At 70.7% G+C, this 23,777-nt stretch carries 25 protein-coding genes and 1 pseudogene; 6 read left to right on the top strand and 20 right to left on the bottom strand.

All coding sequences use genetic code 11. From position 1 onward, the window contains the following. Positions 1–120 precede the first annotated feature (120 nt). Positions 121–1,200: a MerR family transcriptional regulator gene (locus PYS65_RS19550; RefSeq protein WP_279335212.1), complete on the top strand. Its 1,080-nt coding sequence runs from the start codon at positions 121–123 to the stop codon at positions 1,198–1,200. A gap of 106 nt (positions 1,201–1,306) precedes the next feature. On the opposite strand, the gene rox is transcribed toward PYS65_RS19550, so the two are convergent. The 5 genes from rox to PYS65_RS19525 form a co-directional block, all read right to left on the bottom strand. Then, a complete protein-coding gene (gene rox, locus PYS65_RS19545) occupies positions 1,307–2,788 on the bottom strand; it encodes a rifampin monooxygenase (RefSeq protein WP_279338005.1) in 1,482 nt (493 codons plus the stop codon). A 290-nt stretch (positions 2,789–3,078) separates the two neighbouring features. Beyond that, positions 3,079–4,119 (bottom strand): vWA domain-containing protein, encoded by a 1,041-nt coding sequence (locus PYS65_RS19540; RefSeq protein ID WP_279335211.1) that lies wholly within the window; start codon positions 4,117–4,119, stop codon positions 3,079–3,081. Positions 4,120–4,191: 72 nt separating this feature from the next. Continuing rightward, positions 4,192–6,429 carry a phosphotransferase family protein gene (locus tag PYS65_RS19535; RefSeq protein WP_279335210.1) on the bottom strand — a complete coding sequence of 746 codons (2,238 nt, stop codon included), beginning with the start codon at positions 6,427–6,429 and terminating at the stop codon, positions 4,192–4,194. A gap of 190 nt (positions 6,430–6,619) precedes the next feature. Next, entirely contained in the window at positions 6,620–7,471 is an 852-nt protein-coding gene (locus PYS65_RS19530; RefSeq protein ID WP_279335209.1) for an HAD family hydrolase, read from the bottom strand. Beyond that, positions 7,420–8,310: a GntR family transcriptional regulator gene (locus PYS65_RS19525; RefSeq protein ID WP_279335208.1), complete on the bottom strand. Its 891-nt coding sequence runs from the start codon at positions 8,308–8,310 to the stop codon at positions 7,420–7,422. Before PYS65_RS19525 ends, PYS65_RS19530 begins: the two co-directional genes overlap by 52 nt. Before the next feature lie 164 nt (positions 8,311–8,474). On the opposite strand from PYS65_RS19525, the gene PYS65_RS19520 reads away from it, so the two are divergent. Continuing rightward, on the top strand, positions 8,475–8,663 hold the full coding sequence (locus PYS65_RS19520; RefSeq protein ID WP_279335207.1) for a hypothetical protein: 189 nt from the start codon (positions 8,475–8,477) through the stop codon (positions 8,661–8,663). Positions 8,664–8,690: 27 nt separating this feature from the next. On the opposite strand, the gene PYS65_RS19515 is transcribed toward PYS65_RS19520, so the two are convergent. From PYS65_RS19515 to PYS65_RS19505, 3 genes are all read right to left on the bottom strand, one after another. Continuing rightward, positions 8,691–9,407 carry a winged helix-turn-helix domain-containing protein gene (locus tag PYS65_RS19515; RefSeq protein ID WP_279338004.1) on the bottom strand — a complete coding sequence of 239 codons (717 nt, stop codon included), beginning with the start codon at positions 9,405–9,407 and terminating at the stop codon, positions 8,691–8,693. Positions 9,408–9,754: 347 nt separating this feature from the next. Beyond that, complete coding sequence (locus tag PYS65_RS19510) at positions 9,755–11,041, bottom strand: GNAT family N-acetyltransferase (protein ID WP_279335206.1); 1,287 nt, start codon at positions 11,039–11,041, stop codon at positions 9,755–9,757. A 105-nt stretch (positions 11,042–11,146) separates the two neighbouring features. Further along, complete coding sequence (locus PYS65_RS19505; RefSeq protein WP_279335205.1) at positions 11,147–11,887, bottom strand: RsiG family protein; 741 nt, start codon at positions 11,885–11,887, stop codon at positions 11,147–11,149. Positions 11,888–12,063: 176 nt separating this feature from the next. Here PYS65_RS19505 and dtd point away from each other — a divergent pair, with 176 nt between their 5' ends. Further along, complete coding sequence (dtd, locus tag PYS65_RS19500) at positions 12,064–12,489, top strand: D-aminoacyl-tRNA deacylase (protein ID WP_109379231.1); 426 nt, start codon at positions 12,064–12,066, stop codon at positions 12,487–12,489. A 102-nt stretch (positions 12,490–12,591) separates the two neighbouring features. Here dtd and ygfZ read toward each other — a convergent pair whose 3' ends face one another. The 4 genes and pseudogenes from ygfZ to tnpA form a co-directional block, all read right to left on the bottom strand. After that, positions 12,592–13,557, bottom strand: a complete 966-nt coding sequence (gene ygfZ, locus PYS65_RS19495) for a CAF17-like 4Fe-4S cluster assembly/insertion protein YgfZ (protein WP_279335204.1) — start codon at positions 13,555–13,557, stop codon at positions 12,592–12,594. 9 nt (positions 13,558–13,566) lie between these two features. Next, entirely contained in the window at positions 13,567–14,004 is a 438-nt protein-coding gene (locus PYS65_RS19490; RefSeq protein ID WP_279335203.1) for a Fur family transcriptional regulator, read from the bottom strand. Positions 14,005–14,115: 111 nt separating this feature from the next. Continuing rightward, entirely contained in the window at positions 14,116–14,691 is a 576-nt protein-coding gene (locus PYS65_RS19485) for a heme-binding beta-barrel domain-containing protein (RefSeq protein ID WP_279335202.1), read from the bottom strand. A 302-nt stretch (positions 14,692–14,993) separates the two neighbouring features. Beyond that, positions 14,994–15,360, bottom strand: a pseudogene (gene tnpA / locus PYS65_RS35235) (IS200/IS605 family transposase); the annotation flags it as partial. Between the two features lie 98 nt (positions 15,361–15,458). Between tnpA and PYS65_RS19475 the strand changes: the two are divergent. After that, on the top strand, positions 15,459–16,748 hold the full coding sequence (locus PYS65_RS19475; protein ID WP_279335201.1) for an RNA-guided endonuclease InsQ/TnpB family protein: 1,290 nt from the start codon (positions 15,459–15,461) through the stop codon (positions 16,746–16,748). Further along, complete coding sequence (locus tag PYS65_RS19470; protein ID WP_279335200.1) at positions 16,730–17,092, top strand: DsrE family protein; 363 nt, start codon at positions 16,730–16,732, stop codon at positions 17,090–17,092. The genes PYS65_RS19475 and PYS65_RS19470 overlap by 19 nt, the downstream gene beginning before the upstream one ends. Before the next feature lie 18 nt (positions 17,093–17,110). On the opposite strand, the gene PYS65_RS19465 is transcribed toward PYS65_RS19470, so the two are convergent. The 8 genes from PYS65_RS19465 to PYS65_RS19435 all read right to left on the bottom strand — a co-directional run bounded on the left by PYS65_RS19465 (position 17,111) and on the right by PYS65_RS19435 (position 22,552). Then, positions 17,111–17,380, bottom strand: coding sequence for a DUF3099 domain-containing protein (locus PYS65_RS19465; protein ID WP_279335199.1), 270 nt, complete (start codon positions 17,378–17,380; stop codon positions 17,111–17,113). 110 nt (positions 17,381–17,490) lie between these two features. Beyond that, positions 17,491–17,778, bottom strand: a complete 288-nt coding sequence (locus PYS65_RS19460; RefSeq protein ID WP_006139129.1) for a DUF1416 domain-containing protein — start codon at positions 17,776–17,778, stop codon at positions 17,491–17,493. 50 nt (positions 17,779–17,828) lie between these two features. Then, positions 17,829–18,674 carry a sulfurtransferase gene (locus PYS65_RS19455; protein WP_279335198.1) on the bottom strand — a complete coding sequence of 282 codons (846 nt, stop codon included), beginning with the start codon at positions 18,672–18,674 and terminating at the stop codon, positions 17,829–17,831. A gap of 134 nt (positions 18,675–18,808) precedes the next feature. Continuing rightward, positions 18,809–18,916: an Ms5788A family Cys-rich leader peptide gene (locus PYS65_RS35230; RefSeq protein ID WP_350849312.1), complete on the bottom strand. Its 108-nt coding sequence runs from the start codon at positions 18,914–18,916 to the stop codon at positions 18,809–18,811. Between the two features lie 259 nt (positions 18,917–19,175). Continuing rightward, on the bottom strand, positions 19,176–19,916 hold the full coding sequence (locus PYS65_RS19450) for an LmeA family phospholipid-binding protein (RefSeq protein WP_279335197.1): 741 nt from the start codon (positions 19,914–19,916) through the stop codon (positions 19,176–19,178). A gap of 183 nt (positions 19,917–20,099) precedes the next feature. Then, positions 20,100–21,332 carry a hypothetical protein gene (locus PYS65_RS19445; protein ID WP_279335196.1) on the bottom strand — a complete coding sequence of 411 codons (1,233 nt, stop codon included), beginning with the start codon at positions 21,330–21,332 and terminating at the stop codon, positions 20,100–20,102. A 3-nt stretch (positions 21,333–21,335) separates the two neighbouring features. After that, entirely contained in the window at positions 21,336–21,590 is a 255-nt protein-coding gene (locus tag PYS65_RS19440) for a MoaD/ThiS family protein (RefSeq protein WP_279335195.1), read from the bottom strand. A 41-nt stretch (positions 21,591–21,631) separates the two neighbouring features. Then, positions 21,632–22,552: an alpha/beta hydrolase gene (locus tag PYS65_RS19435; RefSeq protein ID WP_279335194.1), complete on the bottom strand. Its 921-nt coding sequence runs from the start codon at positions 22,550–22,552 to the stop codon at positions 21,632–21,634. A 324-nt stretch (positions 22,553–22,876) separates the two neighbouring features. On the opposite strand from PYS65_RS19435, the gene PYS65_RS19430 reads away from it, so the two are divergent. Continuing rightward, entirely contained in the window at positions 22,877–23,677 is an 801-nt protein-coding gene (locus PYS65_RS19430; RefSeq protein WP_279335193.1) for a winged helix-turn-helix transcriptional regulator, read from the top strand. The last annotated feature ends 100 nt before the right edge of the window (positions 23,678–23,777 follow it).

Raw genomic sequence — 23,777 nt, 5'->3', positions numbered from 1 at the left:
GTCCCGCCCTCACGGAACGCCGCCGAGGGCGGCGCGAGCAGCCTTGGTTGACCTTCACCTTGGGGGAGGGCACAGCATCGGTGGGGCCGGGCGAGGTGCCCGGCACGAGGAGGAACGAGCATGGGGCTGCTGACCATCGGGGCGTTCGCGAAGGTGTCCCGGCTGTCGCCGAAGGCACTGCGCCTGTACGACGAACTCGGCCTGCTGACCCCCGCCCGCGTCGACCCGGTGACCGGCTACCGCTCCTACGCACCGGAACAACTGGACCGGGCCCGGCTGGTCGCCTGGCTCCGGCGCCTGGGAATGCCCCTCGCCCGCATCCAGCACGTCTGCACGCTGGAGGCGGGCCCGGCGGCCCAGGAGATCCGCGCATTCCGGGCCCAGTTCGAAGCCGACACCGCCGCACGGCGGGACCTGGCCGTCTTCCTCATCGACCATCTCTCCAGGAAGGACCCCGCCATGCCCCCGGTCACCGAGCCCCTGGGAATCCGTTACGCCGCACTGTCCGACACGGGCCTGGTCCGCGAGAGCAACCAGGACACCGTTTACGCCGGTTCCCGCCTGCTCGCCGTCGCCGACGGCTACGGCGGCCGAGGAGCCGTGGCGAGCGCGGCCGCCGTCGACGCGCTCAAGCCCCTCGAAACCGACGGCATCCCGGCGGGCCCTCTCCTCAACGTCCTCGAGGACGCGATCGACCGGGCCGAGCACGCGGTGCACGGCGCCGCCGGGAACGGCCCCTCATCCGAAGAGGACGGCACCACACTCACCGCGATGCTCTGGACCGGCTCCCAGCTGGCCCTCGTCCACATCGGCGACTCCCGGGCGTACCTCCTGCGCGACGGAGAGCTGTCCCGGATCACCCACGACCACACCGTGGTGCAGTCGATGGTCGACGAAGGACGCCTCAGCCCGGAAGAGGCCGCCTCCCACCCCCAGCGGTCGCTGCTGGTACGAGCCCTGGGCCGAGGAGCCGACGCCACCCCCGACATGCGCCTGCACGACGCCCGGCGGGGGGACCGGTACCTGCTCTGCTCCGACGGTCTGCCGGCCGTCGTACCGGCCGAGGAGATCCACCGGGTGCTCTCCGGGACCGGGGAACCCGAGCAGGCGGTCCGTGGACTCATCGCCCTGGCCAACGGCTCCGGCGGTCCCGACAACGTCAGTTGCCTGGTCGCCGATGTCGTGGCGCTCCAACGGTGAGCGGTGAGCGGCATGCACCTCGAGTTGCACCGGTTCCGCTCCCGGGAACTCATCCGTGAAGCCGACGCGTACCGGCTCACGCGACGCGTCGGGAAGGTCCGGTGGTTCAGGCGGTGGGGGCGCCGAACCACCGGGGCAGGTGGTTGAGGAGGTCGTGCTGATCGTGGCCGGCCCATGCCACGTGGCCGTCCGGCCGCAGCAGCACCGCGGGGACGTCCGGTTCCTCACCGGTGTCGTCGCTGTCGACGGTGTCGACGACGTGGTCGACGCGGTCGGCCCAGCCTGCCACCGAGAGCCGGCCGGTCCGGTCGAGCAGCAGTCCGCGGCCGCCGTGCATCAGCTCGTAGAGGCGGCCCTGCTTCAGCCGGACGTCCCGCATCCGGCGGCCGAGCAGTTCGTGTCCCTCGCCGAAGTCGTAGCGGACTCCGGTCGCGGTGATCATCTCGGTGACGTACCGGTTCACCTCCTCGAAGTCCATCAGCTTCGAGAACAGTTCCCGCAGCGCGGTCGCGCCCGGATCGGTGCCCAACAGCGCGATCTGCGCGCGGGTGTTGTCCAGCACGGCCGCGCCGACCGGGTGCCGTTCGGCGTGGTAGCTGTCCAGCAGTCCTTCCGGCGCCCAGCCGGCCACCACGGCGGCCAGCTTCCAGCCGAGGTTGAAGGCGTCCTGGACGCCGAGGTTGAGCCCCTGTCCGCCGGTCGGCGGGTGGATGTGCGCCGCGTCGCCGGCCAGCAGCACCCGGCCGACCCGGTAGCGCTCGGCCTGCCGGGTGGCGTCGCCGAACCGGGACAGCCAGCGTGGGGAGTGCACGCCGAAGTCGGTGCCCGCGCAGGCCCGCAGCTGCTGCTTGAACTCCTCGAGGGTCGGCGCGGTCGCACCGTCCTCGGCCACACCGTCGGCGGGCACGATCACGCGGAAGACGCCCTCCTTCCCGTCGTCGTTGGGGATGACGCCGAACCGCAGCTGGGTCCTGCGGACCTCCGCGACGACGGAGGCGACCGTCTCCGGGTCCTCGGTCATCTCCATGTCGCCCAGCAGCGTCTCGACCGTGGCGGGCTCGCCGGGGAAACCGACGCCGAGCCGCTTGCGCACCACGCTGCGGCCCCCGTCGCAGCCGACGAGGTAGCGGGCGCGCAGCCGCGCTTCTCCCCTTCGCCCGGCGGCTACGCCCGCATTGGCCAGCTCGACGGTCACCCCGTCCTCGTCCTGGCTCAGGCCGACCACTTCGCAGCCGCGCCGGATCTCGGCGCCGAGCTCGAGGGCACGCTCACCCAGCAGCCGTTCGGTGACCGGTTGCAGGGTGGAGAGGCCGTACGGGTGAGCCGTGTCCAAACGGTCCGGCCACGGCTTCACGATGCCGCCGAAGAGACCGCCGACCTGGAACTTCTCGCTGACCTCGAGGAACCGGTCCAGCAGACCGCGCTGGTCCAGCATCTCGACGCTGCGCGCGTGCAGCCCGCGGCCGCGTGACTGCTCGGTCGGCTCGGTCAGCCGCTCCAGTACGACCACACGTACGCCGTGCAGCCGCAGCTCCCCCGCCAGCATCAGGCCGGTCGGTCCGCCACCGACCACGATCACGTCGACGATGTCGCCGACGTCACTGGCATTCACCACGGAAACCCCCCTGCACGATGTCGATGGCCGGCCGGCTCTCCACGTCGCGCCGTGAGCCCTGCACAGTGACAAAAGCGCACGAGCCCCGCGAACACCCGCTTTCCCCAGGTTCCGGCCTCGGGCGACGATTCTGCGCCACGACCCGGGCCTTGCCGCAAGCCCCCTGGTGCGCTATACGTTGAGAGTGGCAAGGAGTGGGCGAACCTCCTTGCCTTTTTGCTTTCCTGCGCCGGCGACCCCTCTTTCGCCTTCCTTCGCCTTCCTCAGAGCATGAGCAGCAGCCGGGTGTGCGCCACGAGCTTCCGGTTCACGCTGGTGCTCTGCACGAAGATCGTGAAGTCGTCGTTGTGGTCCGGCTTGACGCGGACCTCCACGTCCGGCAGGCCGAGCAGGGCGCGGGCCTCGGGTCCCGTGTACACCCGGTCCGTCTTCTTCTCCAGCACCGCGATCTGCTTCTGCGCCTGGACCTTCTCCGACTTGCTCAGCTGGTAGAACGCACCACCGGTACGGTAGGCGTGCCCGCATTCGAGGACCCACTCCTTGATCCCCGCGTCACGGGCCACCGGGATCAGCTGGTACTTCGACGGATCCACCGGGGAGAGGCCGGCCGCCTTGATGGTGTCCTTGTTGACCGCGTCCGCACCCGTGGAGAACACCGCCCGCGAGCCCCGGATGCCCTGGGTGCGGCCCACCATGAACTTCTCGGTGGCCTGCTGGATGACCTGCCCGGCCTCCTCCAGCCCCTGCGTGCTCGTGGCGTCCCAGATGGCGATGTTGTCCTTCGGGAAGCCGCACTGCATGGCCTCGCGCTTGCCCATCTGGTCCGGCACCAGGACAGCCAGCGTCCAGTTGTCCTTCTGGGTCTGGAACATCTCGGCCACGGCACCTATCAGTTCACGCTGACTCCTGGCAGGGGCGTCCGGGCAGCGGTGGCTCGCGTTCTCCTGTCCGTCGGTGAGGACGAACGTCAGGAAGCTGTGGTCGCCGTACAGTTGGGCCGTCTGCGCCAGCTCCCGCTGGGACTTCAGTGCGGCCGCCAGCAGAGCCGTCATCCCCCCGACCCGGTACATCTGCTTCAGCGACGGCATCCGCAGCACGTCCTTGTCGTAGATGACGCACTCCACCTTGTCGGCGAAGACGTACACCGTGACGCGGGTCTCCTGGTCCAGTTCCCTGGACCGGCGGGCGAGGTACGCGATCTGCTGGTCGGCGACTTCGACGACCTTGCCGCTCAGGTGCGACATGGACGAACTGGCATCCAGGACAAGGGCAACGTGGTTGATGTAGTTCTGGGTTCCAGACATGGCAGATCCCCCTCTTTCCGGCTTTCCGGATCTCCGACTCGATGCTCCTACCGTCTCACCCACCACTGACAATCAGCCTCGGCTCCCGGACCGGGACGCACCACCCCGCACCGCACCCGACTGCACCAGGGCGCGCGCCAGATACGGGGTGGCGGTGGTGCGGACGGGCAGGCCCAGGGAGCCGGTCGCGACGGCCAGGGTGACCGCGTAGGAGCCCACCGCGCGCCGGACGTTGGAGGCGTCCAGGCTCGCGCCGGTCACGATGCGATCGAGGTCGACGTAGGCGGAGCGCACGATCTCCAGCAGGCGGTACACCTGCCAGTCCTTCCGCCAGTCACGGGTGTACTCGGACGGCAGCCCGCGTTCCCAGCGGCGGAACATCCGCTCGCGGATCTCCGGGCGGGTGGGCGTCAGATGCATGTGCCGCACCAGGTCGTGGAGCGGGTCGCCGACCAGGGCCATCTCCCAGTCGATGAGGGTCAGTGCGAAGGCGTCTCCCCTGCGGACCAGGTTCCACGGGTTGAGATCTCCGTGCAGCAGGGACGGCTTCCGGTGGCTCACCTCGTGCCGGGAGAGGATCTGCCGAAGGCGGTCGGCGTCCGGCAGTCCCAGCTGTCGTGCCAGCAGTTGGGAGCTCCCGGGCAGTTCGGCCACCAGGGTGACCAGTTGGTCTTTCAGCCGGCGGTGGAAGCCCCGCTCCCCGGCCAGCGGATCGAGCCGTCTGAAGTCCACCAGGGTCAGGGCGCGGAGCTGGTCCACGAGGCCGTCCGCCTCGTGCGGCAGCAGGCCGTTCACCGGGTGCTCCGGGGGGCGGTCGACGTCGCCCGGGCCCTCGTAGGTGTGGATGGCGAAGGGGCCGTCCGGGTGACTGACGCCCAGTGCCAGGGCCCTCGGCGCGGCCACGGCGACGGGTGTGTCCTCGATGGCTCGCAGGACGGCGTGCTCGCTGAGGAAGCCGTGTTCCCGGCGACACGCCTCGGGCAGTCTCCGCCGGACGACCACGAGACGGGTCGAACTCGACATCCGCACCACGGTGTTGAGGTGCACGGTCCCCTTGAACACGCGGCCCGCAGGCGCGGCCCCCTCCACCGTCAGGGCCTCGCGCACCGCGGACCCGGGGAAGTCGTCGGGCGGGTCGAGACGCCGGTCCCCCGCCCAGTTCAGGGCCGTGGTGATCACACCGCGACCGCCACGACCGTGCCGGTCCCGGGACACCAGCCAGCGGAACAGGGCGCTCTCGATCTCCCGCTGTCCGGGCACGTTCGCGAGCCGCAGCGGGCGGGCGGCCGCCTCGAGCGCCCTGCGCACCCGGGCCGTGGCCTCGTCCAGACCCTTCCGGGTGAACGACTCCTCCAGGGACCGCGCCGCCCTCATCACATCGGGGTACACGCTCTGCGCCCGTTCGAAGGCCAGATAGTGGCGCAGGTCCTTGTCCAGGCCGTTGACGGCGGCCGGCCGGACCTCCCGCATGGCGTCCGCCCAGGCGTCGACCACCTCGGGCCGTTGGTGACCCGGGTACCGCATCCGCACCAGATGGGTCGCGAGGTCGTGCAGGGGGTCGCCGTAGGTCGCGAGCTCCCAGTCGACGCAGATGAGGGGCGGATCGCCACCGTACGACACGATGAGATTGTCGCGGTGCAGGTCCGTGTGGAGCAGGCTGTACGGCCGTCGTGCCATGGCGGGGATCCGCCCGGCCAGCCCGGTCAGGGCGTCCTCGGGAACGCCGAGGGCCACGAACAGTCCCCCGAACGTGGACCAGTTGGGCCGTCTGATCTGCTGGTCCGCCAGGTGGGCCAGCGTCCGGAGGAACCCCTGGCCGTCCGTCTCGTCGCGGGGCCAGACGGACGGCAGCGGAGGCAGCGTGTCGCGCCGCACCCGGGCCATCCGGGCCAGCAGCCCCGCCAGCGTCTTCATGAGCAGGGTGTCGACCGGTTTGCCGTTCGCGCAGAGGCCGGAGAGCGGTACGCCCTCCACATAACTGTGGATCGCGAAGCCGTCCCCCTTGGCCAGACACCGGGGCACGTGCGGCAGGGCTCCCTCGATGGCGTCGAGGATCTCCTCCTCGTTCTGCCAGGTTCTGATCACCACCGGCAGCGCCTCGGCGCGCCGGACCCGCACGGTGACGGGCGTACCGACAGCACGGCCCAGTGGTTCCGCCATGGCCGGTGTGACCGGTACGACGTGGTTCTGGTTGTGGTGGCCGCTGATCGACCGTCCCTCCCGCACAGCCAGGTCGACGAAGGCGCGGTATCCGGGGTCGGGCGCAAGGCGCTTCCCGGGGGCGGGACGGGGAAGCGAAGGTGCGCCCACTGACCACTCCGGAGGTGCGAGGGGAGTCACGACATGGCAAACGGTAAGCGCGAGGCCGATGTCACGCGCGATGGACGCACGCAACAAAGTGGCACGCGTACCCGTACGCACCAGGTGACGTGCCACCGCTCTGCGTGTGGACGCGGACCCGGCGGGACGGACTCGCCGTGGGGGCGGCCCTGCTGACGGTTCAGGCCTGAGGGGCGGAGCGGATGTGGTCGAGGAGGGGTTGCAGGGAGGACAGGACCGTGGTGGCGCCCGCGTCCCGCAGCACCTTTCCCTTCCGCTCGTTGCGGGCGTAGCCGAGGAAGGGCACGCCGGCCGCCTTCGCGGCGTACAGGTCGGAGGGGGTGTCGCCGATCATCAGGGCGGAGTCCGGGGCCGCGCCCATGGCGCTCAGGGCGCGGTTGATGCAGTGGGGGTCCGGTTTGAGCCGGCTGAGCTGCTGGGTGCGGCCGTAGACGTGGGGGGCGAAGCAGTCGAGGAGGTCGCGGTCGGCAAGGTACGTGCGGACCACGTCGGGGGAGTTGTTCGTGGTGATGGCCTGCCGGGAGCCCACCGCGGTCCAGGTGCGGATCAGCGGGTCGGCGTAGGGGGTGGGCAGCGCCGAGGAGGTGGCGCGCAGTTCCTCCTGGGTGAGCCGTGCCTCCAGTTCCTCCACCAGGTCACTGCCCGGGTGGCGGCGGTCCACGGCGCGGAGCACCGCGTGCGGGTCCGGGGACTCGCGTTCGGGCTCCGTCAGCAGGCCGTGCAGCCCCCGCCCCTCCAGCCACTCGACGAGCTCCTTCGCCACCCGCTCCGCCGAATGGCCCGCGAACAGGCGGCAGATCGGCCCGTCGAAGTCCCACAGCACCACACGGGCACCTCTGATCAGATGGCTCAGCTCGTTCAGCTCGTTCGGATCGCTCGGTTCGCTCGGGTCCCTGGAGGGCTTTCGGTCCTTCTCGGACTCGTGTGTCACCGGATCGGTCCGTGTCGTATCAGAAGTCACTAGGAGAGTGTCAGGTCCGTTGTGATGGTTTCCCAGAGGGCGTCGAACCACTTCTGGGATTCCTCCACGAACACCTGGTCCCGGTGTCCGGCCTGTCCGGCATGTCTGGTGAAGAGGAAGAGCAGGGACTGGGAGCCGAGGGCGTCGTACATGTCCAGGGTCTGGGTGCCCCACTCCTCCTCGCGCCTGGCGAGCATGTAGTACCCGAAGAGCGCCTCCTGCCCGTTGAGCAGGTAGAGCTTCACCGGCGGGGTGAAGGGCAGGGCGCGGAACCTGACGTGGACGTCGATGCCGTGGGTGTGGCGGACGGCCTGCAGGTTGTGCTGGAGCACCTGGGCCTGGGCGTTGCGCATCTGCAGCCACCGCTCGTGCACCGGGTCCCCGCCGTCGGCGTCCTCGTCGACCAGGACGGGGAAGGCCAGGTTGATCTTCCGGGACGGCAGGAGGACACGGAACTCGATCGACTCGGGGTGGAGCGTGCCCTCGTGGATCAGCCGCACGGGTTCGCCGAGGGCGACCATCAGGGTCTCGGAGGTGTGGCACACGACGTCGATGCGGACGTGCGCCGCCGAGAAGGCCTCGGTGAGGCGGGGGGCCAGGCCGACCATGGTCCGCTGGGGTTCGTCGGGGGCGGGGGCCGGTACGGCGACCCGGGGCGGGCTGCCCTTGCTGACGTTGCTCAGGAGGCCGCCCTCCCGAAGGATGCGCAGGGCCTGGCGGACGACACCGCGCTCCACGCCGAACTCCGCGGCGAGCTCGGCCTGGGTGGGCAGGCGCTCACCGGCCTTGAGCTCCCCGGCGCGGATGCGTTCGCGCAGGATGCCGGCGATCTCCTGGGGCGATGTCCTTCTGCTGCCGTTCACTGCGACGTTCTCCTGGGTCACGACCAAAAGCTACAACTTTGATCCATCTATGGGGAGTTGTTTGGAAGTTGTTTATAGATACCCACCAAGTGGGGACAACCCACCTAGAGTTGGTTGCCAACTTGGACAACTTGACCGGATTGGCGGAAGTTCCGCTTCCGCTGCCGGGGGAAGCACGAAGGGGGAATTCCGTGCCTGTCCTCGCTCTCGTCTCCGCGGTGGTCTTCCTCACCGTCGAGCAGTACGTCGAATGGAAGTACGGCATCGCCGGCATCGTCGGCCTGCTGCTGCTCACCGTGGGCATCAAGGCCAACAGCCCCGGCGTGAGTTCCGCGGGAGCGGTCCTGCTCGCCCTGCTGCTGGCGCGGCCCGCCCTGTGAGCCGTCGGCACCCACGGCCGGGAGACGTCAGTCGGTGAGCACCGGCTCCGAACTGATCGTCCCCCGCAGTGCGTCGAACCACAGACGGGACTGCTCCACGAAGGTGGCGTCCCGCGTCCCGGTGCCCTGTCCGAAGGCGAACAGCACCTCCGTGCCGTTGAGCAGGTACAGCTTCACCGGCGGGGTGGAGGGCAGGGCCCGGAAGGAGACGCGGACGTCGATGCCGTGGGTGGCGCGCAGGGCGAGCGGGTCGTGCCGGAGCACCTGGCCCTGGGCGTTGCGCATCGACAGCCACCGCTCGTGCACGGCGTGGCCGTCGTCGCGGCCCTCGACCGCCACCGGGAAGGCGAGGTCGATGTCCCGGCCGGGGAGCAGGACACGGACGTCGACCTTGGCCGGTTTCAGTCGCCCGGCATGGATCTGGCGCAGCGGTTCGCCGATCGCGAGGGTGAGGGACATGGCGGTCAGGCAGACGGCGACGGTCGCCGGGGCACCCTTGGAGACGTTGCCGAGGAGCCTCTCGGACTGCAGGCTGCGCAGCGCCTGGCGCACGGTACCGCGCTCGACGCCGAACTCCCCGGCGAGCCGGGCCTGGGTGGGCATGCGCCGGCCGGCACTCAGTTCCCCGGACCTGATCCGGGCGCGCAACTCGTCGGCCACCTCGCGATGTGTCCGCTGTGGGTGCTGTGGCCGCTGTGACCTCTTCCGTCCATTGACAGGGGCGTATTCCGGGTCCACGACCAAACCCCACAACTTCGCGCCATCCTTGGGCAGTTCAGGGAAAGGTGGTTATGAGCCGCTTCCAGGCGGAGATAACTGAAGAGAAGTTGGTCGCCAACTTGGGCGACCTGGTCGAACCTCCCGGGAGGTTGGCCCCCACGGTGAACGTCGGGGCACCTCTCGAGGATCCGGCCGGGCTTCCCTCCTGGAGGGGAGCCGGGAACCCGGCCGGCCAGCACCACGGCGTCACGGCGTCACGGCGCGACAACCACAACTGAACAGCACACAGCTACGGATGACGATCCAGCACCAGCCGTCGGCGGACAGGCCCGCCGGGGACGAGAAAGGAAGGGGAGCAGCAGCAGAAGCGCTCAGAAGAGGTCCGGGCACCACGGGCGCCTGGACGTACGCAGCAGGGCGTCGGCCTGACGGGCGGCGCCCGCTCGTTCTTCCCGCACCCGGCCCAGCGCCGCCAGCCGCACCGCCGACTCGTCGCCCAGCCACAGCGACGCCAACCCGGCGACGTCCAGCGTCAGATCGGCGCTCTCCGTGGTCGCCGCGCAGGCTCCGGTCCCGTCCGCCGACGCCTCCAGCCGGTAGCGGCCACCGGCCGGTCCCGAGCCGTCCACCACCTCCAGCACCAGCGTCCCCGCCGCGCCGTACGTCCGGGCCTCCAGCGCCCGTACGACGTCCAGGACGCGCACCCACAGCCAGTCCGTCTGGATCGTCACGGTTGCCGCACGCGGGTCCGGCAGGAAGGACGGGAGCAGGTCGTCGGGGGCCCGCCAGCCGCTCTTCACCTTCACGATCCAGTCGATCGAGCACAGGTAGTGCCAGAGCGCGCGCTCCGCGGCCGGGCTCACCGCGAGCAGCCAGTTCACACTCGCCGTGTTCTGCGGCTGCATGGAGTCGTCCCAGTGGTCGTCCGCCTTGTAGGAGACCATGCCCTCGACCTCGCCGTCCGCCGAGCGGTACACGGCGAAGCAGGGCTCGGTCCAGGTCGGGCGGTGGCTCAGGGCTCCGGTGGCGAACTTCCACCAGTGCTCCGTACGGCTGACGGCACCCGGCTGGGCCACCCGCAGCCGCTCGTGCAGCTCCGGGCCGAGCTTGCGTACGTCCTCGGCGTCCACGAGGTCGACGCGTCCGCCGTCCTCCGGGCCCGCCCAGCGCGGGTCGAGGCCGCTGCGCGGGACGTCGACGGTCCACTCGGTCATCCAGGTGGCGGGGCCGAAGCCGTACCGGCCGTAGATCGGGTACTCGGCGGCGATGAGCGTCGCGACGACGTCCCCGCGCTCCTTCGCGGCGGCGAGGTCCTGGGCCATCATGCGGGTCAGCAGGCCGCGCCGGCGGTGGGTGGGGCTGACGGTGACGTTCGATATGGCGTCGGCGGGCACGGCGGCGCCGCCGACGGCGGTGAGCTCCTGCGCGAAGGAGCGGAGCGTCGCGACACACCGGCCGCCGTCGAAGGCCCCCAGCGACCGGCCCGGCCGGAACTCCGGGCGCCGCGCGTCGAGCTCCTCCCGGGCGGGGGTGGGCTCGCGCAGGAACCCGATGTTCAGCGCCCGGTTCCAGTCCTCGAACTCGGTCTCGGTGATCGGGCGTACGTCGATGTCGGTGCGGGGGGTGACGGCACGGGGGGTGGCGGCGCTGGAGGTCATGCGTTCACGGTAGATCGCGCCCGGGCGGGGTGTCGCGCACTTTTCCGACGGTCCGTCCGCCTGCTCCGACCTCCTGTTCCGGCCGCCTGCTCCGGTGCTCCCGCCTCACTCGAGCAGGTCGTCGACCTGGGCCTCCCCCTCGCGGTACCGGCGCGCGATCTCCGCGCCGCAGTCGTCCGCGGTGCGCTGCAGCCCCTGCCGCCGCCGGGAGACCTGCTCCTCGTACCGCACGAGCCGGCCCATCGCGGCGCGCAGTTCGCCGTCCGTACGCGCCCCCAGGTCGGAGAGTTCCACCTCGGCGAGCATCTCCGCCGCCAGCCGCCGGGACTCCTCGCTGCGCGGGGTGCCCAGGGTGACGTGGCGGGCGGAGGAACGGTGGCGGGCCGGGGTGTCCCGCAGGATCTCCGGAAGCCGCTCCACCACGGACGCCTCCACCGGCGCGACGACCGGGACCGCGCCCCCGCCGGACGTGCCCGGGTCGGACCCACCCCCGTCGGACGGGCCCGCGCCCGCGCCGGCATCCCCCGGCCCGTCCACCGGCGTACGCCGGGCCAGTTCCGCCCGCAGGATGTCGATGCGCCCCTGGAGCAGCCGCCGCACATAGCTGAGGTCGGCCTCGTCGCGCTGCGCGTCACGGCGCAGCGTGCGCAGGTCGGGCAGGCTGCGTGCGATCAGCTCGGGCTCCGGTGCCGGATCGTGCTCCAGTGCCGGACTGTCCGTGCGCTGGGCGGGCGGACGGTGGAACTCCTGTTCCCCGACGCGTTCCCCGACCCCCACTCCGGTCGGCGCCGACAAGGCCGCCGACCGGACAGAGCCGGGCTGCTGCCCGGTTCCTGGTGTGCTCATGTGCCTCAACCGTCCCCTCGACCGGTGTGTGCCAGCATCGTGCCACCCCTGGTGGCCGCTATGTGACCGAGTGCCCCTGATCCGCCCCAGATGGGGGTAAGGAGTGAAAATAGCCCGACCGGGGTCCCGCACGAGCCGCCGTCAGTCGTCCGTTCGCCGACCGGCATGATGGACGTATGCGTGCGGTGGTGCAGAGGGTGGACGGCGCGAGCGTCGTCGTGGACGGCGAGACGGTGGGGGCGATCGAGGGCGAGGGCCTGTGTGTCCTCGTCGGCGTCACCCATGAGGACACCAAGGAGAAGGCGGCCCAGCTGGCCCGGAAGCTCTGGTCGGTCCGGATCCTCCAGGACGAGAAGTCGTGCAGCGACATCGACGCGCCGCTCCTGGTGATCAGCCAGTTCACTCTTTACGGCGACGCCCGCAAGGGCCGTCGCCCCACCTGGAGCGCCGCGGCCCCCGGGGACGTCGCCGAACCGCTCGTCGACGAGGTGGTGGCCCGGTTGCGCTCCCTGGGCGCGACGGTGGCGACGGGCCGCTTCGGCGCGCAGATGCGGGTGTCGCTGACCAACGACGGCCCGTTCACCGTCCTGCTGGAGGTCTGACCCGCGGGCGCTCGAGCACCCGTCCCCTCGAGCGCTCGGACCCGCGGACCCGTGAATCCTCGGACCTCGAGCGCTCGGGCCCGCAGGCCGGAGCCCCGACGCTCAGGGCTCGACCACGGTCTCCTGCGCCGCCGCCGTGTCCCCGGCCATCAGCCGGGCGTCGACGGGGACGTTCCGCTTGATCAGCGCGAGGGCGACCGGTCCCAGCTCGTGGTGGCGTACGGACGTGGTGACGAAGCCGATCCTGCGCCCGTCCGGGCCGTCGTCCGCGAGCCGGATGTCGGTCCCGGCCGGCGGCAGGTGGACCTCGCTGCCGTCCAGGTGCAGGAAGACCAGCCTGCGCGGCGGCTTGCCCAGGTTCTGGACCCGGGCGACCGTCTCCTGGCCCCGGTAGCAGCCCTTCTGCAGGTGCACCGCGCCGCCGATCCAGCCCAGCTCGTGCGGGATGGTGCGGTGGTCGGTCTCGAAACCGAGCCGCGGGCGGTGCTGCTCGACCCGCAGCGACTCGTGGGCAAGGATGCCGGCCGGCGGCCCCGCCTTCTCCGCGAACGACTCCAGGTCGGCGCGGGGCAGGAACAGGTCACGGCCGTACGGCGTCTCCCGGACGGCGACGCCCTCGGGCACCTCCGTGATGGAACCGGCCGGCAGGTGCACCACCGCGAAGTCGGCGGTGCGGTCGGCGACCTCGGCCCGGTAGAAGAACTTCATCGACTCCAGGTAGGCGATCAGCGCGTCCTGGGTGCCGGGTTCGACGTGGGCCCAGACCGTCTCACCGTCGTCGACCAGGTAGAGCGCGTGCTCGATGTGGCCGTTCGCGGAGAGGATCAGCGCCTCGGTGGCCTGGTGCGGCGGGAGGTCGCTGACGTGCTGGGTGAGCAGCAGGTGCAGCCAGCTCAGCCGTTCCGCCCCGGAGACGGTGACGATGCCGCGGTGGGACAGGTCGACGAAGCCGGTGCCGTCGGCGAGGGCGCGCTGCTCGCGGAACAGGTCGCCGTAGTGCGCGGCCACGCCTTCGTCCACGCCCTCGGCGGGGACGGCGCCGGGCAGGGTCAGCAGAGGGCTCTTCATACCCCTAGCCTACGACTCGGTAGTTGAACGCTTCAGGGAGCAGTCCTCGCAGCGGCCGAAGATCGCGAAGTGCTTCATGTCCGTGTCGAAACCGAACATGTCGCGCAGCTTCGCCGTGAACTCGGCGGCCACCTCCACATCCGCCTCGATGACGTTGGTGCAGTCGCGGCAGACGAGGTGGATGTGGTGGTGCCGGTCGGCGAGGTGGTAGGTCGGGGCGCCGTGCCCGAGGTGGGCGTGGCTGACCAGCCCCAGCTCCTCCAGGAGCTCCAGCGTGCGGTAGACGGTGGAGATGTTGACCCCTGACGCCGTCTTGCGCACTTCCACCAGAATGGCGTCGGGGGTCGCGTGCTCCAGCGTGTCGACGGCTTCGAGCACGAGTTGGCGCTGCGGCGTCAGCCGGTAGCCGCGCTGCCTGAGGTCGCTCTTCCAGTCGGTGCTCACCACACCACGAGTCTAGGGCTTCTCGTTCGGATCAGGCCGGGCTCGCGGGGCCTGGTCCGAACGAGAGGCCCTGGGACGTGGGGCACGGAACCCGGGGCCGTGCGGCCCGGGAGCTCACTTGAAGAAGGCGATTCCGTCGTCCGGCATGTCGTCGGGGAGGGCCTTGGCCCAGCGCTCGACGTCCTCCGGGGTGACGACCTTCTTCAGGTGCGCCGACATGTAGGGGCGCAGCTCGACCTCGGGGGTCTGCTTCTCGCCGACCCACATCAGGTCGCTCTTGACGTAGCCGTACAGCCGCTTGCCGCCGCTGTAGGGATCAGCGGTGGCGGTGCGCGCCACCGCGTCCGTCACCAGGTCGATCTGCGGCTTCTGGTCGGCCAGCCCGCCGTACCAGATCTCGATGACGCCGTCGTCGCGGGTCATCGTCACCTCGACCTTGCGGGCGGCGTCGATCCGCCAGAAGCCGTGCTCGGACTCCAGGGGGCGGACCTTCTTGCCGTCCCCGTCGAGCACCCAGGTGCGGGAACTGTACTCCAGGAAGTCCCGGCCGTCGTGGGTGAAGGAGACCTCCTGCCCGAAGTTGCACTTCTCGGCGCCGGGGAAGTCGTGCACCCCGGCGCCCGCCCAGTCGCCGAGCAGGAAGGCGAGCGGCACAAGGTCCTTGTGGAGGTCGGACGGGATCTCGATCATCAGTGGCAGTTCCTGGACGTGGGCGGTCAGCGCTGACCCTGGTACAGCTTCTTCACGGCCAGCCCGGCGAAGGCGAGGACGCCGACGGCGACCAGGACCAGCAGGAATGAGAAGAAGATCTCCACGGGGTGCTCCTTGAGCGGGTGCGGTGCGTTGCGTGTACACAGGGCCGCCCCCAGCTTACGCGGCCGGGACCCGGCCCCGTCGTGCACCCGGTTACCTACCGGGTTCCTTGCAGAAAGCCCCGGTGTTCGCGCCTGGGGCGAATGCTTCTCAAGAGTGCTTTGACGCGCACTTTGGAGTGGACGTTTCTGCTGCTCGATGTACTGACGGACGATCGCCAACGGCGCCCCGCCGCACGACGCGGAGAAGCAGAAGGGTGACCACAGGTGTCCGTGCATGATGGCGCGGTTGATCCGGCCGGGAATTCTCCCCCGGCCGCATCCGGCGAGCGAAGAGGCCCTTGAGGTTGTTGACCAGCTTGGAGACAGCTTCCCTGGGCGGGTAGTGCACCAGGAGGTGGACGTGATCGCGTTCGCCGTTGAACTCCTTCAGCTCCGCCTCGAAGTCCCCACACACCTTGCGCATGCTCTCTTCGCAGCGCGCCGGCATCTCGTCGTCGAACACCCGGTGCCGGCCCTCCGTCACGAAGACCAAGCGCGCATGCATCGCCGAAACGACACGCCTGCCACGCCCGTACCCCGCGCCTGCCACGCTTTCAGCCGTTCCACCCCTCGGTGAGACCAATCGTAGTAGCGTCACGGTTTGTGCAGCTTCGCTACAACTACCGCGCCTACCCCGACGCCGCCCAGCGCCATGCGCTGGCGCGTGCCTTCGGGTGCGCCCGGGTGGTGTGGAACGACTGCCTGCGCGACCGCAAGGAAGCGCACGCGGCCAGGCTGCCGTACGTGACGTCGGCCGAGCTGTCCCGGCTGCGCATCACCCAGGCCAAGCGCACCACGGAACGCGCCTGGCTCGCCGACGTCTCCGCGGTCGTCCTGCAGCAAGCGCTGCGGGACCTGGATACCGCCTACAAGAACTTCTTCGACAGCCTCACCGGCAGGCGGCGGGGCCGGAAGATGGGCCCGCCCCGCTACAAGTCGAAGAAGGACACCCGGCAGTCGATCCGCCTGAACTCCAACGCCTTCTCCCTCCAGGACGACGGCACGGTGTACGTGGCCAAGGTCGGCAACCTCAAGGTCAAGTGGTCGCGTCGGCTTCCCACAGCCCCGACTTCTGTGACCGTCACCAAGGACAGCTGTGGCCGGTACTTCCTCAGCTTCGTCGTGGACACCGCACCGGACGTCCTCCCGGACGTGGAGACCGACGCCGGGATCGATCTCGGCCTGTCCGCGTTCGCCGTGCTGTCCGATGGCCAAAAGATCGCCTCTCCGAGGTTTCTGCGCCGGGCGGAGAGGAAACTCAAGCGTCTTCAGCGGGAGCTGTCCCGCAAGCAGAAGGGGTCGAAGAACCGGGCCAAGGCCCGCAGCAGGGTCGCACGCCAGCACGCGCGTGTGGCGGACCGGCGCCGGGACTTCCACCACCAGGCCTCCACACAGATCATCCGCGACAGCCAAGCGGTGTATGTGGAGGACCTCTCGGTGTCCGGCCTCGGCCGCACCCGGCTGGCCAAGTCGGTGCACGACGCGGGATGGTCCGCGTTCACCCGGATGCTGGAGTACAAGGCGGTCAAGCATGGCCGCACCTTCGCCAGGGTGGACCGCTTCTTCCCGTCCTCCCAGGTCTGCTCGGCCTGTGGATTTCGGGACGGTCCCAAGCCGCTGCACGTCCGTGAGTGGGCGTGCAGGGAATGTGGCACGGTGCACGACCGCGACCACAACGCGGCCCGCAACGTCCTGGTCGAGGGACGCCGGATCGTCGCCGCCGGACGGGCGGAGACACCAAACGCCTGTGGAGCGCCGGTCAGACGGGCACCCGTGCCCGCACAGCGCGGTGAAGCAGGAAGCCCCCGGAAGGCTCGGACGAGCCAGGCCGGAATCCCTGGACTTCAGTCCAGGGAGCACGTCAAGATTCAGCCATGGCGAAGAAGCTTGTGATCAAGGTGACCGCGGGGTCCGACGCACCCGAACGCTGCTCGCAGGCGTTCACGGTGGCGGCGGTGGCCGTGGCGAGCGGGGTCGACGTCTCCCTGTGGCTCACCGGCGAGTCCGCGTGGTTCGCGCTGCCGGGCCGTGCCGTGGAGTTCGAGCTGCCGCACGCGGCCCCGCTGCCCGACCTGCTGGACTCGATCGTCGCGGGTGGGCGCCTCACCCTGTGCACGCAGTGCGCGGCCCGCCGGGACATCACGGAGAAGGACGTCATCGAGGGCGTACGGATCGCGGGCGCGCAGGTGTTCGTGCAGGAGGCGCTGGCGGACGACACCCAGGCACTCGTGTACTGAGGATCCGCCGCCCGCCTCTCACCGGGGCGGCCGCGGTCCCTTCTTGCCGTCCAGTTCGTCCCACCATTCGTCGGACTGGGGATCGCCGGAGGGGTCGTCCCACCAGCGGTCCTCGGGGCCACGCCGGTTGGCGATCATCGCGGCGACCGGCGGGATGACCATGGCCACCACGCACATGCCCACGGCCACCGGAACCGACCACAGCCGCACGACGCTCCAGGCCAGGACGAACAGCGTGATACACGTCCCCATCATGACGAAGTAGACATGACGCCTGCGCGCGTACATGTCTCCAGCGTAGAACCGAACAGCACGAAGGGCCGCATCCCGGCGTCCGTTCCGGGGATGCGGCCCTTCGGCCGTCACCGGTCCCGCGGACGGGTCCGCGGGACCGGCCCTCACACCGCGATGGCGACCTCGGCCAGCCCGCCCTGCTGGGCGACGACCGTGCGGTCGGCGCTGCCGCCGGGCACCAGGGCACGGACGGTCCAGGTGCCCTCGGCCGCGTAGAAGCGGAACTGTCCGGTGGCGGAGGTCGGGACCTCGGCCGTGAACTCTCCGGTCGAGTCCAGCAGACGGACGTAGCCCGTCACCGGCTCGCCGTCACGGGTCACCTGACCCTGGATGGTGGTCTCGCCGGGCTTGATCGTCGAGGCGTCCGGGCCACCGGCCTTCGCACCGCACATGACGTACTCCTGAAGTGGTCTAGTGGTCTGGAAGGGTCGGCCGGCCGGGCTTACTTGCCGTCGCCGAGCTCGATCGGCACGCCGACGAGGGAGCCGTACTCGGTCCAGGAGCCGTCGTAGTTCTTGACGTTCTCCACGCCCAGCAGCTCGTGCAGCACGAACCAGGACAGCGCGGAGCGCTCACCGATGCGGCACAGGGCGATGGTGTCCTTCGACAGGTCGATCTGCTCGTCCTCGTAGAGCTTCTTGAGCTCCTCGTCGGACTTGAAGGTGCCGTCGTCGTTGGCGTTCTTGGACCACGGGATGTTGCGGGAGCTCGGCACGTGGCCGGAACGCTGCGCCTGCTCCTGCGGCAGGTGCGCCGGGGCGTTCAGCTTGCCGGAGAACTCGTCGGGCGACCGCACGTCGACGATGTTCAGCGTGCCGATGGCGTCCACGACCTCGTCGCGGAAGGCGCGGATGGACAGGTCCTGCGGCGTGGCCTTGTACTCGGTCTTCGCCCGCTCGGGCACCTCGTCGCCGGCGACCAGCTCGCGGGCGTCCAGCTCCCACTTCTTGCGGCCGCCGTCGAGGAGCTTGACGTTCTCGTGGCCGTACAGCTTGAAGTACCAGTAGGCGTACGCGGCGAACCAGTTGTTGTTGCCGCCGTAGAGGACGACCGTGTGGTCGTTGGAGATGCCCTTCTCCGACAGGAGCTTCTCGAAGCCCGCCTGGTCGACGAAGTCACGGCGGACCGGGTCCTGGAGGTCCTTGGTCCAGTCGATCCGGATGGCGTTCTTGATGTGGTTCTTCTCGTAGGCGGTGGTGTCCTCGTCCACCTCGACGATGGCGATCGTCGGGTCGTCCAGGTGCTCCTGGACCCAGTCGGCGTCGACCAGTACGTCGTTGCGGCTCATGTTCCGTCTCCTCCGGGGCAGTTGCGGCGGGGCATGTGAGTAGAGAGGCTGCGCACCCCTGCGGGGCCGGGGCACGGACGCCCCTCGGCGGGGCGAAGCGGGAAAGCAGTAAGCGCGGACGGCGGTGCGGCCGCTCAGAAAGGTCGACAGAGCATGGCGGCGACGCGGCACAGGTCGACTGCCCGCCGCTTCGTGAGATCCGCTTGTCCTCGCGCTCGGAGGACGCTCGTCTGACACTGCATGCCGTCGATCGTAGGGAGGGCAGGGCGGGCGTGTCACCGATGTGTCACATCCTGATACAGGATTGTCCGGGATGTGGGATGACTGTACCGCCGGGCCTGCCCCCGCGCACCCCGGGCGGGGCCGTGTGCGCCGCCACATCTGCTCTACGGACGTCCTCGTCTCGCCTGTCGGACGTCTGAGGTCCGACGGGGGTCCGACGGGGATTCGTCAGGGGCGTCGGAGGTTCATCGGGGACCCCGGGAGCCCGCCGCTCGCCACCTACCCGGCCAGGCGGACGTCGGAACCCTTCACGGTGATGTGGACACCGCTCTCCGCCGCCTCGACCTTGTCCAGCTTGATGCCGCCGGGCAGGCCGTTGATCTTCTGCTCGAAGTCGGTGACCGCCCGCACCTGCGTCTCGGCGAGCGTGACGCCGCCGAACTTCGGCAGCCCGTCCGCCCGCACCCGCACGGTGTTGCCGTCCACGACCGTCACGGAGCTGAGCACGGAGACCGGCTCGGGCAGCTTGGTGCCGAGGACGGTGGCCTCCACCGTCACCTTGATCTTCCCGTTGCCGCCGTCGGAGAGGCCGACGACGGCGGCGGTGACACCGGGGGCCACCTGCGTGGAATCGGACGTGGCGGCCTTGAGCAGCTCGTCGTAGGCGACGGTCGCGCTGCCGGTCGCGGCGGCTGCGGTGGCGGAGCTGAAGTCGCTGGAGAACTCGACGCCCGTCATGTCGGCGCGCAGGTCGGCGATACGGATGCTCTTCGCGCCGTCGCCGGTGGCGGCCTCGTAGCCCTCGATGCCGATCTGCACCTCGTCGAGGGTGCCGCCGGCGACCTGGGTGAGGAAGGGGAAACCGTTGATGGACACGTCGGGAGCGGTGGCGAGGTTCTCCGTCGACTTGAGCCGGTCGGCCACCTCGCCCTCCGCGAAGCTGACCGCGACCCGGTCCACGATCACGAAGATGCCGCCCAGAATCACGACGACGACCAGCAGTATTCGCAGTGCGCGCATGCGGTTGGTTCCCCCACCTAGGTGCTTTCGACGGCAGTCCCCCACGGACGGCCGGGCAGCCGTCCTGCGCGAGGGTAACCCGCACGACCGGGGAAACCCCGCGATTGTCGATCACCTGTGACAGGGGCCGCAGGTCCGCCGGCCGTCCGTGCGCCGTCCGTGCTGTTTGTGCTGTCCCCGCCGTCAGCCGACGACGCGTCCCAGGACGTACACCGCCGGTGCCGCCGCGGCCAGCGGCAGGGCCACCCCGGCCGTGAAGTGGACGAACCGGGACGGGTAGTCGTAGCTCGCGACGCGGTGCCCGATCAGGGCGCACACCGCCGCGCCCGCACCGATCAGCGCGCCCGAGGCACCGAACCCCGTCGCCCCGCCGACCGCCGCGCCCACACCCGCCGCCACCAGCAGCGCGGCCACGAGGGACGCCGGAGTCGGCAACGGCAGCGCACGCGCCACGACCGCCGCCGCCAGCGCGACCCCGCCGACCGTCACCGCGTCGGCGTCGGCCGCCAGGTATCCGCTCGCCACGATCGCCAGCGCCGACGCGGCGACCGTCGCCGTCAGGCCGTACAGCCGCTCGTCGGGGTCGGCGTGCGAGCGCAGCTGCAGTACCAGCGACAGCACCACCCACACCCCCAGCGTGCCGAGGACGGCCGACGGTGAGCGGTCGGACGCCAGCAGCGCCACGTCGGCGACCAGCGCCCCGAGGAAGCCCAGCGCGATGCCCTGCCGCGCGGGCCACATCCCGTTCAGCCGGAACCAGCCCGCGGCGGTGAGCCCCTGGAGGGCCACCAGCGGTACGAGCAGGGCGTATGTGCCCAGCGCCGCTCCACCGGCGAGCAGCAGCCCCAGCAGCGCGGTGAGCGCCGCCGGCTGCATGCCGGGCTCGATGATCGGCGAGCGCCCCTCCGCACGGGCCCGCTGCGCGTCCGTGACCCGGGTGTTCCCGGCGAGGGTGGCGGGCCCGTACCCGGGACCGTCAGCGGGTGCGGAGGGTGCGGGTGCGGAGGGTGCGAGCGGGGGTGCGGGAACGGCGCCCGCCGGGGTCCCGTGGACCGGGGCCGCGCCGTACCCGGCGTACGCCGCGGGCCCGCCGTGCCCCTGCGGGGCCGGTGGGGTCTGCGGCAGGTACGAGGTCTCCTCCGCCGAGGTGGCCGCCGGTACCGGCGGCTGCATCTGCGTCTCCCACGTCTGCCCCTGCCACTGCTGCGTGTACTGCATGGCGGCGTGCGGATCCTCGTGCCCCGGCTGTCCCCCGGACCACGCCTGCGCCTCGGGGGGGCGGGGCTGCTGATACTGCTGGGGCTGCTGATACTGCTGGTTCTGCTGGGACTGGGGCTGGGGCTGGGGCCGCCCGTGGGGGTCGTGGCCCCGCTGTCCCTCGTGCCCGTCGTAGCCCTGATACGGCTGGTTGGTCATCGCTCACCCTCCTGCGAACGGCGGGAGCACCTCGACCGTGCCGCCGTCGGCCAGCCGTACCGTCTCATGTGCGCGGGTGCCCACGGGATCACCGTCGACGAGGAAGGAGCACCGCTGCAGGACGCGCGTGAGTTCGCCGGGGTGCCGCTCGCGTGCCGTGTCGAGCGCCTCGGCGAGCGTGGCCGCCTCGAAGGCCTCCTCGGCCACCCCGGCCGCGGCCTTGGCGGCGGCCCAGTACCGCACCGTGACCTTTGCCATCTGCTGCTTCCTCAATCGGGTTGACGGTGAACACGGTCAGGCTAGCCCGATCGGGCCACCACCCAGTCCCCGATCCGGTGCAACAGCCCGTCGGACGCCGCGTTCTCCGCGTGCCCCATGCCCGGCTCCACCCACAGTTCCCCGTGCTCGCCGGCCGCGGCCGCCAGCATGCGCGGATGGTCGAGCGGGAAGTAGCCGTCCCGGTCGCCGTGCACGACCAGCAGCGGTGTCGGCGCGATGCGCGGCACCGCCTCGACGGGGGACAGCGGGACGGGGTCCCAGTTCCGGCGGTGGATCCGCGTCCGCAGCCCGTACCGGCTCACCGCCCGCCCAGAGGGCCGGGTCACCAGCCAGTGCAGCCGCCGCATGGGAGCCGTCCCCCGGTAGAACCACCGGGCGGGCCCGCTGACGGACACCACGGCATCCGGACCGTCCGCCTCACCGGAACCACCCCCGCCGCCCGCGCCGAGCGCCGCGTGCCGCAGCACCACCGAGCCGCCCATCGAGAACCCGACCGTCGCCACCCGCGCGTGCCCCAGTTCCCGCGCCCACGACACCGCCGCCGCCAGATCCAGCACCTCGCGGTCCCCCACCGTGGACCGCCCGCCCGACGCGCCGTGCCCGCGGAAGGAGAACGTCACGACCGCCCCGTGCCGGGCGAAAGCCCGCGCCGCCCTGCGGACGTGCGGCCGGTCCACGTGCCCCGTGAACCCGTGCGCGATCACGAACACCGGATCACGGGAAGGCAACCGGAAGCCGCCGCTCCCGGCCGCCGCCGGAGCGACCGCCGATCCGTGCGCCGCCGATCCGTACACCGCCGATTCGTACACGGAATCGATCCGTACACCGTCCGCGGTACGCAGAAACGTCCGCAAAGACATACCACCGCCTGTTGCGCCGTGCGTCTCGGAATTCGGACGAATGGCGGAACGTTCCACATGACCTGCCGGACCGGTGCTCATGTCGGCTATTCTGCGGGGGAGAGGACTCGGGCAGCGAAGCCCCCGGGTCCTTTTGTGCTTTCGGAAGCATCGTGTACGACGCGGGAGACCGCTGACGTACGGGCCGTCGGACGCACGAGGCAAGCCGCGGACTCCCCCACCGCCCCGATGGCGTGGGAGGTACCCCGTCGCAGGGACCGAGGAGGAACCAGACGTCATGGGCGAGCGAACCGTGCACGACCGTACGACGACCCGGAAGCGGGCAGCACCCGCACCGGACCGGGAACCCGACAACCGGTTCCGTGAACTCGGCTCCCGGCGCCGAGATCTCGGAGGAGGGGTGCGATGAGTTCACTGCTCCTGCTGACCAACGCCCTCCAGCCGTCGGCGGAGGTGCTCCCCGCCCTCGGCCTGCTGCTCCACCACGTGCGCGTGGCCCCGGCGCAGGGTCCCGCCCTGGTCGACACCCCCGGCGCCGACGTCATCCTCGTCGACGGCCGGCGCGACCTCCCGCAGGTCCGCAGCCTCTGCCAGCTGCTGCGCTCCACCGGCCCCGGCTGCCCCCTCGTCCTCGTGGTGACCGAGGGCGGCCTCGCCGCCGTCACCGCGGACTGGGGCATCGACGACGTCCTCCTCGACACCGCCGGACCGGCGGAGGTGGAGGCCCGGCTGCGGCTCGCCATGGGCCGGCTGCAGATCGCCGGCGACGACTCCCCCATGGAGATCCGCAACGGCGATCTGTCCGTCGACGAGGCGACCTACAGCGCCAAGCTGAAGGGTCGCGTCCTCGACCTCACCTTCAAGGAGTTCGAGCTGCTGAAGTACCTCGCCCAGCATCCCGGCCGGGTGTTCACCCGTGCCCAGCTGCTGCAGGAGGTCTGGGGCTACGACTACTTCGGCGGCACCCGCACGGTCGACGTCCACGTACGGAGACTGCGGGCCAAGCTCGGACCCGAGCACGAGTCGCTGATCGGCACCGTCCGGAACGTGGGTTATCGATTCGTTACGCCGGAGAAGGGTGAGCGTGCCGCCAAGGCCAAGGACAAGGCCGAGGAGGACGACAACAAGGCCACCGACCGGCACAAGGCGGCGGACACGGACGAGAAGGCCGTCCGGAGAACCACGGAGGCACGGACGCAGGCGTGAGATTTCGCGTGTGTTCGCGGGCACGCGTCCTTTTCCCTCTGTTTCCCACAGCTTCCCGCTGCTTCCCGTTCACAGGATCTTTCTCACTCTGCCGGGATCG

Source organism: Streptomyces cathayae (assembly GCF_029760955.1).
GTDB classification, from domain to species: Bacteria; Actinomycetota; Actinomycetes; order Streptomycetales; family Streptomycetaceae; genus Streptomyces; species Streptomyces cathayae.
Note: the sequence above shows the minus strand (reverse complement) of the source record. Positions and strands in the feature narration are given on the sequence as shown.